The following is a 15562-nucleotide window of genomic DNA, read 5'->3' on the forward strand; positions in this document are numbered from 1 at the left end:
ACACTAAAACGCCAAACTTGAGCTATCGATAAAAGTGTAAATCTTTTCTTGATCGAAAGATACATTTGAGATACAACTTTAAACATGCATTATAAATACAACTTCAAGTAGGAAGCCCATATGCTCAGCAATCAAACCATCGAGATCGTCAAAGCGACCGCACCACTTATCGCCGAAACGGGACCAAAACTGACCGCGCACTTTTATGAACGTATGTTTACTCATAACCCTGAGTTGAAAGATATTTTTAACATGAGTAACCAGCGTAACGGCGATCAGCGTGAAGCGCTATTCAACGCCATCTGCGCCTATGCTGCCAATATTGAAAATTTGCCAGCCCTACTTGGCGCAGTAGAAAAAATTGCGCATAAACACACGAGCTTTTTGATCACAAAAGATCAGTACCAAATCGTTGGTAAACATCTACTTGCGACGATTGATGAGTTATTTAATCCAGGTCAAGAAGTGTTGGATGCTTGGGCTGAGGCTTACGGCGTACTTGCGAATGTATTTATTCAGCGCGAAGAACAAATTTACCAACAAAATGAAGCTTTGGAAGGCGGCTGGCGCGGTCTACGCGAATTTGAATTAGTCGATAAACAAATCGAGAGCGAACACATTTGCAGCTTTGTGTTTAAACCAACCGATGGCCAAAAAGTGGCACCGTATAAACCGGGACAATATCTTGGCATCTATATCAACAGTGACCAGTTAGAAAACCAAGAAATTCGCCAATATAGCCTATCTTCTGCGGTCCAAGAGAACACCTACCGTATCTCAGTAAAACGTGAAGAAGGCGGAAAAGTATCGAACTTCCTGCACGATAACCTGAACATTGGCGAAAAAGTGCAGCTTGCCGCCCCTGCCGGTGATTTCTTTATGGATGCCGAACCACAAACACCCGTTGTTCTAATTTCTGCAGGTGTAGGACTTACGCCAACGCTGTCCATGCTAGAAAGTCTCTCAGTACATCAAGCACCTGTAACTTGGGTTCATGCAACAGAAAATGGTCAACAGCATGCTTTCAAGCAACACGTGAACCAACTAGTCGCGGCGAAAGAAAACATGAACGCGCTCGTTTGGTATAACCACCCAACGGCAGAAGACAAGCTAGGTGAAGACTTCCACTTCACGGGTTTTGTCAATCTGTATGAAATTGAAGCCGCATTAAAGCAAGATAACGTGCAGGTGTACTTCTGTGGCCCTGTCGGGTTCATGCAGCACGTAGCGAAACAACTATTAGAACTTGGCGTACCACAAGAGCAATTCCATTACGAATGCTTCGGTCCACACAAAGTCGTTTAATCGCTCAAGATTACTCTTCGGGAAAACAACAAAGCCCACATTATGTGGGCTTTGTTGTATGAAGTTGTTTGCCTTGATAAGACGTTACCAAAAGGTATCTCGCCGTTTAGCTCGAGCAATAACGTTTTGTGGCATGCGCTGCTCAAGGCCATTTCTCAATACAGTGATACGCTTATGCTGCCGCTTATCTGCTGTGACAGAGTTATATAACCAACGATACGCATCTTCGTAATCAAGTGGGCTGCCGTAATCACGCAGGAGCAATTCGGCTAAATGAATACGCGCATTTAGGTTTCCCATTGAGGCGGCTTCTCGCAAGTAAGGAATTGCTCGTTCTTTATCTTGCTGCACTAAAGTGCCACGCGAATAGTATCGGCCAATCTGCTCTAGCGCGGCAGGTAATCCCTGATGTGCTGCATTTTCGATGTAGTAAAGGCCCAGTTCGACATCTTGCTCGACACACACACCCCACGCCAACATGTCGCCGTAAAGAAATTCATAAGCGGGCAAGTTAATTCGAGTCGCACGAGCAACGATATCCTCCACCAGCTGGCAGTTATCAGCGCGCACACGTTGTAAGTGCTTATTTTGCTCAATAAGCTTTATCAGCTCTGCTTCGGTGTAGATAGGAACTGGCGCCCCCACATCAGCAACATTGGCTTTCGCTGTGGTAGCTACCAAGGTCAATAACAGTGAAGCAGCCACTGTTCGTAACTTCATAAACGTACTCTTTAAGGTATCTAAGAAACCAAAGATCGATGAAGGATCTCCTCTGCTTGATAACCTTATCGGCAAAAACCAGCTAAGCTTTAGACAATTTTTGCCTCTGACTTAGACTCAGCGGCAAAAATTTGCCATATGAGAATCACTGCCGTTTTTTGTTCAGATACAAAAAAGCCGACCAGAAGGTCGGCTTTTGCAATCTTTAACGACTATCAATTAAGCTTCGAATGGATGAACCTTGATGATAGTTTCGTTACGGTCAGGACCTGTTGAAATGATATCTACAGGCACACCTGTTAGCTCTTCAATACGCTTGATGTAGTTAAGAGCCGCTTGTGGTAGATCTTCTAGCGCTTTAGCACCGAATGTGTTCTCAGACCAACCAGGCATAGTTTCGTAGATTGGCGTCGCTTTTTCGAATGCTTCAGCAGCCATCGGAGAAACTTCTAGCACAGAGCCATCTTCCATCTTGTAACCAGTACAGATTTTTAGCTCTTCTAGACCATCTAGTACGTCTAGTTTAGTTAGACAAAAACCAGATACAGAGTTGATTTGGATTGCACGACGCATAGCAACAGCATCGAACCAACCAGTACGACGTAGACGACCAGTTGTCGCACCGAACTCGTGGCCAACTTCACCTAAATGCTTACCAATTGGATCTTGCTTATCTAGACCGTCGTATAGTTCAGTCGGGAATGGACCTGCACCAACGCGAGTACAGTACGCTTTCGCGATACCCAAGATGTAACCGATGTGACGAGGACCAAAACCTGAACCTGCAGCAACACCACCAGCAGTCGTGTTAGAAGACGTTACGTATGGGTAAGTACCGTGGTCGATATCAAGTAGCGTACCTTGTGCACCTTCGAACATGATCTTATCGCCGCGCTTACGTGCTGCGTCTAGTTCGTCAGTTACGTCGATAACCATTGAAGTAAGTAGCTCTGCGTAGCCTTTTGCTTCTTCAAGCACAGCTTCGTAGCTTACTGGTTCAGCTTTGTAGAAGTTAACGAGTTGGAAGTTATGGAACTCCATGACTTCTTTTAGCTTCTCAGCGAACGATTCCATATCGAATAGGTCGCCAACGCGTAGACCGCGACGAGCAACTTTATCTTCGTATGCTGGACCGATACCACGACCTGTTGTACCGATAGCTTTTTTACCGCGAGCGATTTCGCGAGCTTGGTCCATTGCAACGTGGTAAGGAAGAATTAGCGGACATGCTTCAGAAATGAAAAGACGCTCGCGTACTGGAATACCGCGCTCTTCAAGAGGTTTCATTTCTTTAAGTAGAGCTTCAGGTGATAGTACAACACCGTTACCGATAACACATTTTACGTTATCGCGAAGGATACCTGATGGAATTAAGTGAAGAACGGTTTTTTCACCGTCAATTACGAGAGTATGACCTGCGTTGTGACCGCCTTGGTAGCGTACCACGTATTTTGCATCTTCAGTTAAAAGGTCTACGATTTTACCTTTACCTTCGTCACCCCATTGGGTGCCTAGAACGACTACGTTATTTCCCATCTTTCCAAGTCTGATTGCTAGTTAAAAATGGATTCTAGCACCGAATCACGCTTCTTGCAGTCATTTTTTGTTCACAGAGTTGCTACCAGAATGTCATCTTGCTGCTTTGCTCATTTTGAAATCAGCATATCACTGATAGTATTTAGTTTTCTTTATTCGACTGGAAAGCGGTATGTCTGAATCCATATGGTTGGCGATTGGGCTCGTCTTGATCGTGGAAGGCATTGGACCACTCATTGCTCCAAACGGTTGGCGGAATATGGTGGCTCAATTAAGTGAACAGCCCAACAATCAGCTACGACGCATCGGTGGCTGCCTAGTAGTTGCTGGAGCCGTAATCGCCATAATGATGAGCTAGCACTTAGCATCAGATACAAAAAAGGCTCCCTAAGGAGCCTTTTGTTTCATTTGACGCTGAGATTATTTCTCCATGCCGCCCTTCGACTGGTTCATGTATTGGAAGAACTCACTCTTCGGATCAAGTACCAGGATATCGCTCTTAGAGCTGAAGGACTTCTCATACGCACGTAGCGAACGTAGGAAGCTAAAGAATTCAGGGTCTTTGTTGTATGCTTCAGCATAAATCTTCGCTGCTTCTGCATCCGCTTCACCTCGTGTTACACGAGCAGTCTTATCAGCTTCAGCTAGAATGGTTGCCACTTCTAGCTCAGCTTGAGCACGAATAACTTCCGCTTTCTCACGACCTTGAGAACGGTGCTTACGAGCTACAGACTCACGCTCTGCACGCATACGGCGGTAGATAGACTCACTGATTTCATCAGGCAGGTTGATTTTCTTCATGCGGAAATCAACAACACGAACACCCAAGTCTTTCATCGCGCTTTCACGCGTGTCTTTCAATACTTCAGACATGATTAGGTCACGTTCACCATCAATCTCAAGCGCTTCACGTGCCGCTTCAGTTGCGACAACATCTGCACTTGCATCTTCTGGTAGTACATCATCGTTACGTGGACCAGATACAATCTGTTTGATTTCACGAGCACCGATTTCAGAACGAAGCACATCCGTTACTTTACGCTCAAGTAGTGCCTCCGCCGTTAGCGAATTACCACCGCCTGTCGCTAGGTAGTAACGACCAAAGTCTTCAATACGCCACTTCACGTAGGTATCAATAATAACGTCTTTTTTCTCAGACGTTACGAAACGGTCTGCACGGCCATCCATCGTTTGGATACGTGCATCAAGTTGTTTAACACGGTCAAACAGAGGCATCTTGAAATGCAAACCAGGCTCGTAAATTCGAGTGATGTCGTTGTTGTCTTTAAGAACACGACCAAATCGAACCACGATACCGCGCTCACCTTCAGGAATCACAAACAAAGACATCAACATTAATGCCAGTGCGATTACCAATACAGGGATCATTAACTTACGCATTCTTAGTATCTCCCTTGACGTGAACCTGTTGAACGAGACTGCGTGTTCGAAGTGTCTTCTTGTGTACGCTCAGACTCCAGTTGAATTTGATCGTAGGTTGAAGATGACTTCGATTTACGTTTTGTGTCTGCCTGACCTTCTTGGCCCGCCAACTTATCGATTGGAAGGTACAGAAGATTGCCGCTTGATTCCGAGTCAATCAACACTTTCGAAGTGCTTGAGTACACTTCTTCCATTGCGTCAATGTACAGACGGTCACGCGTTACACCTGGTGCCGCTTGGTATTCTGGTAGTAGTTTTTCGAACTGTGCTACCTGACCAAGAGCCTCGTTAGTGACACGCTCATTGTAACCTTGTGCTTCTTTCTTCAAACGTTCAGCACGACCCGTTGCCTTCGGCAGAATCTCGTTTTTATAAGCTTCCGCCTCCCGGATGAAACGCTCTTCATCCTCACGAGCTGCGATTGCATCGTCAAACGCATCTTTCACTTGCTCTGGTGGACGCGCAGACTGGAAGTTTACGTCAACAAGTACCAGACCCATATCATAGCTATCAATGATTTGGTTCAGTGTTTCTTGCGTAGTTTGACGAATTTGCTGACGACCACTGGTTAGAATGCTATCCATCAATGAATCACCAATTACTGCACGTAGTGCAGAATCCGTTGCTTGACGCAAGCTATCGTCCGCATTGGTTACACGGTACAAGTATTTGTACGGGTCAGTCACTCGGTACTGAACATCCATCGCGACTGTTACGACGTTTTCATCTTTAGTCAGCATTAGACCAGATGCACGTAGTGAACGAATCGCTTGTACGTTTACCGCTTCGTATTCATCAATAAAACGAGGGCGCCAGTTAAGGCCTGGGTCTACGATACGATCGTATTTACCTAAACGCAGCACAACACCACGCTCTGCTTCACCGATGGTGTAAAAACCAGCGAAGAACCAAACTGCAACAGCAATAAGAGCAATCACGCCAAAGCCAATTGCACTACCACCACCGCCGCCGATTGGAGAACCACCGCCGCCTTTTTTACCAAACTTGCCACCCAGTTTTTGACTCAGTTTATTGAACACTTCATCTAAATCTGGCGGACCTTGATCTCGGCCACCAGGACGCTGGCCACCACGATTATTATTACCCCAAGGGTCATTATCGCGGCCATTGTTGCCGTTGTTATTTCCAGGCTCATTCCACGCCATTAGAAAGCTCCATCATTTGATATGACGTTATACTGTAGCAGTCCTTTAAGTGACTATAAAGCCAGTCAAAACTGCCCCTTCTCTTTTTTCAAGTCTAGACCAATCTACTTGCTGCATTCGAATATCGATCAACAAGTTACCATCCTGGTCATATTCCTCACGTTGAATACACTTCATTTGGAAGAAGGTACTACGGAATCGTCCTTGATACTGTGGAGGAATTCGCAACTGATGCTCGACCATTTGTGACGCCAGACGTTCCGTCAGTGCCTCAAACAGGACATCAATGCCCAACCCATCCATTGCTGAAACCCAAACTGCGCGAGGTACGCCTTCCTCGTCTCGTTCTATACGTGGTTTCTGCGAATCTAGATTGTCGATTTTGTTCATGACAACCAGAGTCGGCACTTCATGTGCGTCGATCTCTTCTAGTACTTCATGAACAGCTTGAATATTCTCACGAAAACGCTCATCACTGGCATCAACAACATGTAACAAAATGTCAGCTTCTTGCGTTTCCTGCAAGGTTGCCTTGAAGGCCGCAACCAAGTCGTGAGGCAAATGTCGAATAAAACCAACCGTGTCAGCCAAAATGGCAGGCCCAACATCTGCTAACTCTATCTTACGTAAAGTCGGGTCCAAAGTAGCAAATAGTTGATCAGCGGCATACACGCCAGCTTCTGTAATACGGTTGAAGAGTGTCGACTTACCCGCGTTGGTGTAACCCACGAGTGAAACCGTTGGGATTTCAGCTCGATTTCGGGCGCGGCGCCCTTGTTCACGCTGCTTCGCTACTTTGTCTAAGCGTCGCAGGATGGCTTTGATTCTGTCACGCAATAAGCGACGGTCGGTTTCCAGCTGGGTTTCACCCGGGCCACGTAAACCAATCCCCCCTTTCTGCCTTTCAAGGTGCGTCCAACCACGAATCAAACGAGTAGAGATATGACGAAGTTGAGCCAGCTCTACCTGTAGCTTACCTTCGTGTGTTCGAGCTCGTTGAGCAAAGATATCGAGAATAAGACCAGTGCGGTCGAGAACTCGACATTGGCACAGTGCTTCGAGGTTACGTTCTTGGGCAGGAGAGAGGGCGTGATTAAAAATCACAATTTCGGCACCTGTCGACTGTACCGCAGTAGCAATCTCTTGGGCCTTACCCTCTCCGACATAGTATTTCGGGTGTGGGGATTGACGACTACCAGTTACCACTTGTAGCGCCTCTACCCCAGCAGAAGAAACCAGCATTTCGAACTCAGCCAGATCTTCCCATTCACCTTCTTGCGTGAAGTTGATATGAACAAGTACGGCTCGCTCACCGGATTCATAACGGTCAAACAAGCAATCAACTCCTTATTTTAAAAATACTCGATGAAGAATTAATCTTCTGATTTCTCTTGTGGACGCTCACCTTGTGGACGTTCACCGCTGTGATGGCTCACTGGACGAGCCGGCACAACTGTTGAGATCGCGTGCTTGTACACCATTTGGTTAACAGTATTCTTCAGCAGGATCACAAATTGATCGAACGATTCGATCTGACCTTGTAGTTTAATACCATTCACAAGGTAGATAGATACCGGGATACGCTCACGACGTAGCGCGTTTAGAAATGGGTCTTGTAGAGATTGCCCCTTAGCCATTTTATTTTCCTTATTTAATTTGTAGTTGTAATTATTTAGCTAGTGGTGCAATGCAAAAGATACTGCTTTTGCATCTGAGCTAAACGAATCAAAAATGCACTCTAAGTAATTAGCAGCATAGTATAAAAACCGCCAACAACAGATCCTTTGAGAGTGCGTTCACGCAAAAACGATCACATTATACACAGCTATGTCAATCAGATGCTATTGCTTCCGACATCGTTTCTAATGCCTGTTCAATGTTCTCGCTATCCAACCAAGTTAAGTCATCCCAGCTGCGTAACCAGGTGATTTGACGCTTGGCCAATTGACGAGTCGCGCATACGCCACGAAATACTGCTTCGTCACGTGTACACTCCCCATCTAAATACTCCCACATCTGTCGGTAACCGACGCATCGTATGGAAGGAAGATCGGGGTGAAGATCTTTTCGCGAATGTAGCGCTTTCATTTCTTCTTCAAAGCCCGCTTCCATCATCTTTTCGAAACGAAGTTCAATTCGACGGTGAAGTTCTGCCCTATCCTTGGGAGCTATTGCAAACTGCTTGACTCGGTATGGCAGGCTTTCACCTTTCGTTTGAGTCAATTCAGTCAAAGTTTTACCTGAAATACGAAAAACTTCCAATGCCCGAGATAAACGTTGGGGATCATTGGGATGGATTCTCGCTGCTGACACAGGATCAACCTCTTTGAGTTCATCGTGCAACACTGACCAACCTTTAGTCAATGCTTCTTGTTCAATTTGCTGACGAATTTCAGGATTTGCAGCAGGAAGTGGGGATAAACCTTCAAGTAACGCCTTATAATACAGCATTGTCCCACCCACTAAGAGTGGAATTTTTCCTTCTGCAACAATATCATCCATCGCTTTCAATGCATCACGACGAAAGTCGGCTACAGAGTAAGATTCGCTCGGATCCAAAATATCAATCAAGCGATGAGGCGCTAAACTTAACTCTTTTTCATCCGGTTTCGCCGTACCGATATCCATCCCTTTATAGATCAAAGCAGAATCGACACTGATGATCTCAACTGGGAACTTTTGACGAAGACGAATCGCCAACTCAGTTTTGCCTGATGCAGTTGGCCCCATTAAAAATAGCGCCAAAGGTAGTTTATCTGTCATGGTTTTAATTTGGCTATCGTGGCAGAGAAATCAACAGCGGATACAAATTTTGTATCTTCTAATGGCAATTGACCATCTCTTAGCTGTTCAAGTTCCGCAATAATTTGAATTGCTTCAGAAAAAGTATAATGACTCTTCACTGTCGTGACCTGCAATGCGAGCCAATCTATCAACTCAGACAGCATCTGAGCCGTTGCTATACCTTCCTTCACACAAGATTGCGCGTAAGATAACAGATCTGGTACTAGATTTTGTAAGTTTTGTTGACGTAGCGGCGCGGGAACGCCCATCACCATTAAGGCTTGCTCATTTCTCGCTTTCAATTGAATGCCAAGTAACGCCAAATCTTGTTGATAATCTTGAGCCAGCTTCACTAACTCGGCCTCTAACTTAATAGATAGAGGAACGAGTAGAGGCTGTGCTTTAAGCGCGCCATCGCTTGGAGTGAGCTGCCCTTTTACACGATAAAATTCCGCTCTAGGTAACGAGACTAACGCCGCCCCACTGTCACTGCTCATCAAAACAAATTGTTCATCGACCATCACTAGCGCTTTGCCTAATGCATTAATCGATGGAAGTGATGCATTCGAAGTTGCCTTTTGGGGCTCTATCGGCGTTACGGGTTGAGACTCAAACTCTGGCGTTTTTAACAACTCGTGATAAGCGCGCACTTCTTGCTTGCTTGGTGCTGGCTCAACATGGCGCTCTTTATTGTGATTCGGCTTTGGTGCGGGTTTGGATTCCACCCAATCAGTACGCTTGAACGAGTCCGCAACGCGAGCTTCTCGCACGGAAGTATCCCTAGGACTGCGATCGCGAGGTTTAACTTCATAATCACTGCGTCCAGGATAAGCCGGTGTACTCTCTATCGCTTGATAAACCCGCTCTGGAACTGCTGAAGATGTCGGCCTTTGCACTTTTTCAGGCTCAGGTGAATGCTCAACCTCTTCGGACTCAGTCGGTTCCACACGATGAAATGCGGATTCATTAACCTGTGGTTTATCAATCACGGCGCTTTGCGCAAGTGCATCCGCCAAAGCTTGATAGATGAAATCATGCACTAAGCGAGCTTGGTGGAAACGCACTTCATGCTTAGCAGGGTGGACATTCACATCTACCTGGTGCGGGTCTAACTCAATAAAGAGCACATAGGCAGCGAACTGATCTGGCTTTAAGCTCATTTCATAGCTTTGACGAATCGCGTGATTGATTAATTTGTCACGCATCATTCGGCCATTCACATAGCAATACTGTAAATCGCTTTGCTGCCTTGCTCCTTCTGGTGTGGTGATCCAACCATGTAGCTTTAACCCTTGATGCTCAAGCTCGATTCTGAGCATGTGTCGAACAAACGCGTTACCGCAGACAGCTGCAATACGTTTTTCGGTTTGAAGCTGATTTTTCGCCGCACGATATTGACGGATGATCTTGCCGTTATGGCGCACATTGATGGTGACATCAAAGCGACTTAACGCAATGCGTTTCAATAACTCATCAATATGAGCAAATTCGGTTTTCTCCGTACGCAGAAATTTGCGACGCGCGGGAGTATTAAAAAATAAATCCAACACCTCAACAGTCGTACCAATCGGGTGCGCTGCAGGCTTAAGCTTCACCTGCATATCACGCCCTTCGGAGTAGGCACTCCAGGCTTCTTCTTGTGCCGCAGGACGCGATGTGAGCGTCAAACGCGAGACTGAACTAATACTGGCTAACGCTTCTCCGCGAAAACCTAGACTCATGATGGCTTCAAGATCATCCAAGGTATGTATCTTAGATGTAGCATGACGACTGAGCGCTAAGCCGAGTTCATCTTTCGCGATACCTTTGCCGTTATCACGAACACGAATCAGCTTTGCGCCTCCTTTCTCGATATCGATATCGATTCGAGTTGCGCCAGAATCAAGACTATTTTCAACCAGTTCTTTAATCACAGAGGCGGGTCTTTCGACCACTTCCCCTGCTGCGATTTGGTTTGCAAGTCTAGCTGGCAAAATTTTAATCGTCATAATGAGTTAAAAGCTCACCTACTTGTTTGGAATGATAAGAACTTGCCCAACCGCCAGCTGATCAGAGCGTAAGTTGTTCGCTTTACGAATGCTCGAAACGCTGACGCCGTATTTGGACGCTATTTTACCAAGGTATTCACCTCGAGAAACTTTGTGCTTACGGATCGGCTTATCTTTGACAGCGACGGTTATCTTCAACTTTTGTCCTACCCACAAGGTATCTGACTTCAGGTTGTTCTCACGGCGGATATCTGAAACCTTCACTTTATAGTGACTCGCGATCTTACCTAAGAACTCACCTGACTTAACCTTATGAATGATGGTTTCTGTCTCAACAGTAATCGGTTTACTTGGTACTTTAATCGTGCCAGCAGAAGGGATTTTGAGCTTCTGACCAATTGCTAATCCAGTCGACTTCAAGTTGTTTGCCGACATCAGCGCTTTAGAGCTAAGCCCATATTTATTCGCAATCACCGATAACGACTCGCCACGTTTTACGGTATGCACTATTGGCTTCGCTGAAGGCGAGAATACCGTACCCTCTGGTGGATTATCTTTTAAGTACTTAACGACCGCCTTAGTGATCGCCTGAGCTAACTTATCTTGGTGCGCTCGTTGAAACAGCAACCGCTCTTCTGTTGGGTTAGAAATAAAGCCCGTTTCCACTAATACAGACGGAATCTGCGGAGAGCGTAAAACAGCAAGGCTAGTATTAATCGGTTTGGTGTTATGCAGGTGCGCAACACGTCCCATCTCACCAAGGATTTCTGTTGCCAGCTTATACCCTTCTTTTTGTGAATGACTAAACTGCAAGTCCAACAAAGTTTGGTTCACGTTACGATCTTTGGTCTTAGTGAAGAACGCATTACCCGAACCACCTAATATTTCAGATTGTTTCTCATGATTCTCAACCCAGCGAGCAATTTCAGTATTTGCACGACGGGTATTCAGCACGAAAACCGAACCTCCGCGAGGCTTCGGTGAGGTAAACGCATCAGCGTGAATGGAAATCAGTAAGTGCGCATCATTTTCACGGGCAATGGCTACACGACGGTTTAGATTCACAAAGTAATCTCCGGTACGTGTCATACGCGTTTTAATCCCAGGCGTAGCATCGAGCTGAGCAGCAATTTTTCTTGAGATACTCAATACCGCGTCTTTCTCGTACTTACGGCGTGAAGGGCCAATAGAGCCAGGATCTTCACCACCGTGACCAGGGTCGATAACGATCAAGACTTCTTGAGCTCGTTGAACTGAACTCATGTCTTTGCTGGTCGCCGCTGGCTTGCTCGGTTTAGAAGCTGAAGTCGATGCTTTCTTACCGTGCGGCAGGTCAATCACCAAACGGTGACCATATTGCCCGCCAGGTGTTGGGCTTAATTTAAACAATTCCGCTTGAACGCTCTTTTTCAGTTCAAACACCAAACGGTAGGTGCCCTTCTCTGGCGGAGAGCTTTTTCGAACTAGCTTTAAAACCGGGCTATCCGTAACAGTAACAGGCAGTTTGGCCTGCATGGTCGTGCTTTTTAAATCCACGACAAGACGATCCGGTCCGGATAAAGAGAAATAGGAATAGTCAGCTTCCGAGCCTAAATCGATGACAACACGCGTTTCATCAGGAGAAGGCCAAACTCGAAAACTCTTAACGACGTTAGCAAATGCTAAATTGGGGATGAGAAGGAGAAAAGTGGCGACAAACGTCGCCACTACTCTAAAATTTGAAAAACTCAACATAGCTCCAATCGACTGAGTAACTGCACACCATAATCATTATTAGCTGTTAGTTCGGCTACACGCTGCTCACCTTGGTAGCGAATGTTCACATCAAGATCCGGTTGTGGCAACAAACCATGCCCTTTTTCAGGCCATTCAACCAAGCAAATTGCATCATCTGTGAAGTAATCTCGAATCCCCATGAACTCAAGCTCTTCAGGATCCGCAAGACGATAAAGATCGAAATGGTACACTTGCCACTGATCCAACTGATACGGTTCGACTAGAGTATAAGTTGGGCTTTTCACGTTACCTTGATGGCCAAGAGCACGGACAAAACCACGACTAAAGGTTGTTTTACCTGCACCCAAATCACCATGCAGATAAATTGTGGTTTGTTGCGAACAAAGGTGAGCCAGAGCGGTACCTAGTGCAACCGTTTCGTGCTCATCTTTTAAATTGAATTGTTTCGTGCTCATTGATGCTTCTCTAACTAATGATCGTTGACTATATAAAAATCAAAAGAACAGGAATAGTAAACCGTGTTGGTTTTGAGAGACAAGCTTTCAAATGTCATATGTGCGAAAAAAGTATCCAATAAACGGTATCTTAATCACCTTAGTATCGACCTAGATTTAGAATATATGCAAATGACTTCAATAAGCAGTATTCACAGCATCAAAAACGTCCCTAACTGGGTAGCACCAAAGCCAGAGATCCGTTAAGATCCGCCCCCCTTTTATTCCGGTGGTTAGCATGAACTACGAACAACTCGCACAACAAATCAAAATTTGGGGAAAAGAGCTCGGCTTCCAAAAAGTTGGGATCTGCGACGTTGATCTGAGTGAGCATGAAGCAGCACTGCAAAAATGGCTCGATGCAGGTTATCACGGCTCAATGGACTGGATGGCTCGTCACGGTATGATGCGAGCTAGACCCAATGAGCTACTCCCGGGAACCGTTCGTGTGATCAGCGTTCGGATGGACTACCTACCACCAGAAGCACAATTCGCTTCGAACCTAGCGAATAAAAATCATGCCTATATTAGTCGCTATGCATTAGGGCGTGATTATCACAAGCTCGTCAGAAAACAACTGAATAAACTTGGCAAACTTATTGAACAAGAAGTTGGTCAGTATGGTTACCGACCTTTCGTCGACTCCGCACCAATATTGGAGCGACCACTCGCCCAAAAAGCAGGTTTAGGCTGGACAGGGAAACATTCCCTGATTTTAGATCAAGACTGTGGCTCGTGGTTCTTTTTAGGCGAGTTACTTATCGACTTGCCACTTCCCGTTGACGAGCCAAGCGTTGATCAGTGCGGTAAATGCAAAGCATGCATTACCTCATGCCCAACACAAGCCATCGTTGAAGACAAAGTTGTTGATGCTAGACGCTGCATCTCTTACCTCACCATCGAGTTCGATGGCGTGATCCCTGAAGAGTTTCGCAAGCCAATGGGTAACCGCATTTATGGCTGTGATGACTGCCAATTGGTTTGCCCATGGAATCGCTACGCCGACATAACGGAGCAGAGTGATTTCCATCGTCGCGATAGTTTCAAAAACCCGGATCTCGTAGACATGTTTAACTGGGATGAAGCGACTTTTCTAAAAAATATGGAAGGCTCCGCTATTCGTCGCATTGGTCATATACAGTGGCTGCGTAATATTGCTGTCGCACTTGGTAATGCAGAATACAGTCAACGAGTCATTGATGCGTTAGAAAGTCGACAAGGTGAAAATAAATTACTTGATGAACACATAAAATGGGCTTTGGCCGAGCAACTGAATCAACACCCCATTGAGAATAAAACATCTACAGAGACGAAAAAGCAGCGCTTAATAAGAATAGTCGAGAAGGGGCTGCCAAGAGACGCATAGTGCGTAGTCTATATGCAAGAGATTGAAAGCACTTTTACATGTTCAATTCATGACCTTGTTCTCAATTTTGTAATGTGGAAAAAAATTTGAGATTCAAGAAAAACAAGCTAGCAGAAAAAAGTTAAACACAGCTTGGAGAAATGACTAGGATCAAAAAAATACCAGTTAATGATCGTATTTTAACGTATCCGATCCGACAAAAAACTTATTTTTCTCTTTATTAACAAAGACTTAATCGATATTTCTTTATTATTTCGACTTTCCTTCAGCGAAAAGATCTTTCTTCTCCATCGCAAAAAGTCAAGCTAAAAACACTTTATCAACTAACTTATCCACAGAACGACGTATGTGGATAACTCTGTTAATTAAAGTAGATAAAACATGCAGAACCTCATCATGCTTGTACGCCAGCCGATTCATATCGTGTTTTAAACACAAACGAAATCGTCCGACATCATATGATGCGGATAAAATTTAGTTTTTGGGGATTCATGCTTCGCAGCATTATGAAAAGAGCGATGTGATTGGTTGCGAGAAGCAGGAATTGAATCAAGCGGCGCATCCGTCGACGACTTAGGATTGTGCTAATAAATAAGCATTCAATCTATCGTCTTGTATTTGGTTGCGGGGGCCGGATTTGAACCGACGACCTTCGGGTTATGAGCCCGACGAGCTACCAAGCTGCTCCACCCCGCGTCCGAGTGCTTCATCTTTGTTGATGATGAAGGCTTTGCTTTCATTTATAAAAAAGAAACTGGAGCGACACACGAGGTTCGAACTCGTGACCTCAACCTTGGCAAGGTTGCGCTCTACCAACTGAGCTAGTGTCGCATTTCGTCACCGTTAAGCACGATGAGGGCTATATATTGGAGCGACACACGAGGTTCGAACTCGTGACCTCAACCTTGGCAAGGTTGCGCTCTACCAACTGAGCTAGTGTCGCATATTAACAGCAGTCGCTATTAATGGAATTTGGTTGCGGGGGCCGGATTTGAACCGACGACCTTCGGGTTATGAGCCCGA

The 15562-nt window shown here is 45.5% G+C and carries 13 protein-coding genes and 3 tRNA genes; 3 read left to right on the forward strand and 13 right to left on the reverse strand.

The window, feature by feature from the left end; all coding sequences use genetic code 11:
• Positions 1-120 precede the first annotated feature (120 nt).
• On the forward strand, positions 121-1305 hold the full coding sequence (gene hmpA / locus LIX84_RS22395) for an NO-inducible flavohemoprotein (protein WP_226422193.1): 1185 nt from the start codon (positions 121-123) through the stop codon (positions 1303-1305).
• 84 nt (positions 1306-1389) lie between these two features.
• On the opposite strand, the gene motX is transcribed toward hmpA, so the two are convergent.
• Positions 1390-2025, reverse strand: coding sequence for a flagellar protein MotX (gene motX, locus LIX84_RS22400; protein WP_005387944.1), 636 nt, complete (start codon positions 2023-2025; stop codon positions 1390-1392).
• A 219-nt stretch (positions 2026-2244) separates the two neighbouring features.
• Positions 2245-3561: an adenylosuccinate synthase gene (locus tag LIX84_RS22405; protein WP_005395372.1), complete on the reverse strand. Its 1317-nt coding sequence runs from the start codon at positions 3559-3561 to the stop codon at positions 2245-2247.
• 172 nt (positions 3562-3733) lie between these two features.
• On the opposite strand from LIX84_RS22405, the gene LIX84_RS22410 reads away from it, so the two are divergent.
• Entirely contained in the window at positions 3734-3919 is a 186-nt protein-coding gene (locus LIX84_RS22410; RefSeq protein WP_005381383.1) for a DUF2065 domain-containing protein, read from the forward strand.
• A gap of 62 nt (positions 3920-3981) precedes the next feature.
• Here the strand turns inward: LIX84_RS22410 and hflC are convergent, their stop codons facing one another.
• The 8 genes from hflC to tsaE form a co-directional block, all read right to left on the reverse strand.
• Positions 3982-4962: a protease modulator HflC gene (hflC, locus tag LIX84_RS22415; protein WP_005395373.1), complete on the reverse strand. Its 981-nt coding sequence runs from the start codon at positions 4960-4962 to the stop codon at positions 3982-3984.
• Positions 4963-4964: 2 nt separating this feature from the next.
• Positions 4965-6170 (reverse strand): FtsH protease activity modulator HflK, encoded by a 1206-nt coding sequence (gene hflK, locus LIX84_RS22420; protein ID WP_005395374.1) that lies wholly within the window; start codon positions 6168-6170, stop codon positions 4965-4967.
• 45 nt (positions 6171-6215) lie between these two features.
• Positions 6216-7505: a ribosome rescue GTPase HflX gene (gene hflX, locus LIX84_RS22425; RefSeq protein ID WP_005381380.1), complete on the reverse strand. Its 1290-nt coding sequence runs from the start codon at positions 7503-7505 to the stop codon at positions 6216-6218.
• A gap of 38 nt (positions 7506-7543) precedes the next feature.
• Entirely contained in the window at positions 7544-7807 is a 264-nt protein-coding gene (gene hfq, locus LIX84_RS22430; RefSeq protein WP_005381379.1) for an RNA chaperone Hfq, read from the reverse strand.
• 193 nt (positions 7808-8000) lie between these two features.
• A complete protein-coding gene (gene miaA, locus LIX84_RS22435) occupies positions 8001-8933 on the reverse strand; it encodes a tRNA (adenosine(37)-N6)-dimethylallyltransferase MiaA (protein WP_005395375.1) in 933 nt (310 codons plus the stop codon).
• Positions 8930-10942, reverse strand: a complete 2013-nt coding sequence (gene mutL, locus LIX84_RS22440; RefSeq protein WP_226422194.1) for a DNA mismatch repair endonuclease MutL — start codon at positions 10940-10942, stop codon at positions 8930-8932. The genes miaA and mutL overlap by 4 nt, the downstream gene beginning before the upstream one ends.
• Positions 10943-10960: 18 nt before the next feature.
• Positions 10961-12676 carry a LysM peptidoglycan-binding domain-containing protein gene (locus tag LIX84_RS22445; RefSeq protein WP_005395379.1) on the reverse strand — a complete coding sequence of 572 codons (1716 nt, stop codon included), beginning with the start codon at positions 12674-12676 and terminating at the stop codon, positions 10961-10963.
• Positions 12670-13134 carry a tRNA (adenosine(37)-N6)-threonylcarbamoyltransferase complex ATPase subunit type 1 TsaE gene (gene tsaE, locus LIX84_RS22450; protein WP_005395381.1) on the reverse strand — a complete coding sequence of 155 codons (465 nt, stop codon included), beginning with the start codon at positions 13132-13134 and terminating at the stop codon, positions 12670-12672. Before tsaE ends, LIX84_RS22445 begins: the two co-directional genes overlap by 7 nt.
• A gap of 277 nt (positions 13135-13411) precedes the next feature.
• Between tsaE and queG the strand changes: the two genes are divergently transcribed.
• The gene (queG, locus tag LIX84_RS22455) at positions 13412-14539 is read left to right on the forward strand and encodes a tRNA epoxyqueuosine(34) reductase QueG (RefSeq protein ID WP_226422195.1); all 1128 of its coding nucleotides are present in this window, start codon (positions 13412-13414) and stop codon (positions 14537-14539) included.
• A 619-nt stretch (positions 14540-15158) separates the two neighbouring features.
• Here queG and LIX84_RS22460 read toward each other — a convergent pair.
• The 3 genes from LIX84_RS22460 to LIX84_RS22470 form a co-directional block, all read right to left on the reverse strand.
• Positions 15159-15235: transfer RNA gene (locus tag LIX84_RS22460), tRNA-Met, on the reverse strand.
• Between the two features lie 59 nt (positions 15236-15294).
• Positions 15295-15370, reverse strand: a tRNA-Gly gene (locus LIX84_RS22465).
• A 36-nt stretch (positions 15371-15406) separates the two neighbouring features.
• Positions 15407-15482 (reverse strand) — tRNA-Gly (locus tag LIX84_RS22470).
• Positions 15483-15562 lie beyond the last annotated feature (80 nt).

The organism is Vibrio sp. E14 (genome assembly GCF_020515785.1).
Taxonomy (GTDB): domain Bacteria; phylum Pseudomonadota; class Gammaproteobacteria; order Enterobacterales; family Vibrionaceae; genus Vibrio; species Vibrio diabolicus.

Coding starts and splice junctions, on each gene's coding strand:
- hflK (WP_005395374.1), bottom strand. CDS start 6,170: ATGGCGTGGAATGAGCCTGGAAATAACAACGGCAACAATGGCCGCGAT.
- mutL (WP_226422194.1), bottom strand. CDS start 10,942: ATGACGATTAAAATTTTGCCAGCTAGACTTGCAAACCAAATCGCAGCA.
- tsaE (WP_005395381.1), bottom strand. CDS start 13,134: ATGAGCACGAAACAATTCAATTTAAAAGATGAGCACGAAACGGTTGCA.
- miaA (WP_005395375.1), bottom strand. CDS start 8,933: ATGACAGATAAACTACCTTTGGCGCTATTTTTAATGGGGCCAACTGCA.
- motX (WP_005387944.1), bottom strand. CDS start 2,025: ATGAAGTTACGAACAGTGGCTGCTTCACTGTTATTGACCTTGGTAGCT.
- queG (WP_226422195.1), top strand. CDS start 13,412: ATGAACTACGAACAACTCGCACAACAAATCAAAATTTGGGGAAAAGAG.
- LIX84_RS22405 (WP_005395372.1), bottom strand. CDS start 3,561: ATGGGAAATAACGTAGTCGTTCTAGGCACCCAATGGGGTGACGAAGGT.
- LIX84_RS22445 (WP_005395379.1), bottom strand. CDS start 12,676: ATGTTGAGTTTTTCAAATTTTAGAGTAGTGGCGACGTTTGTCGCCACT.
- LIX84_RS22410 (WP_005381383.1), top strand. CDS start 3,734: ATGTCTGAATCCATATGGTTGGCGATTGGGCTCGTCTTGATCGTGGAA.
- hfq (WP_005381379.1), bottom strand. CDS start 7,807: ATGGCTAAGGGGCAATCTCTACAAGACCCATTTCTAAACGCGCTACGT.
- hflC (WP_005395373.1), bottom strand. CDS start 4,962: ATGCGTAAGTTAATGATCCCTGTATTGGTAATCGCACTGGCATTAATG.
- hmpA (WP_226422193.1), top strand. CDS start 121: ATGCTCAGCAATCAAACCATCGAGATCGTCAAAGCGACCGCACCACTT.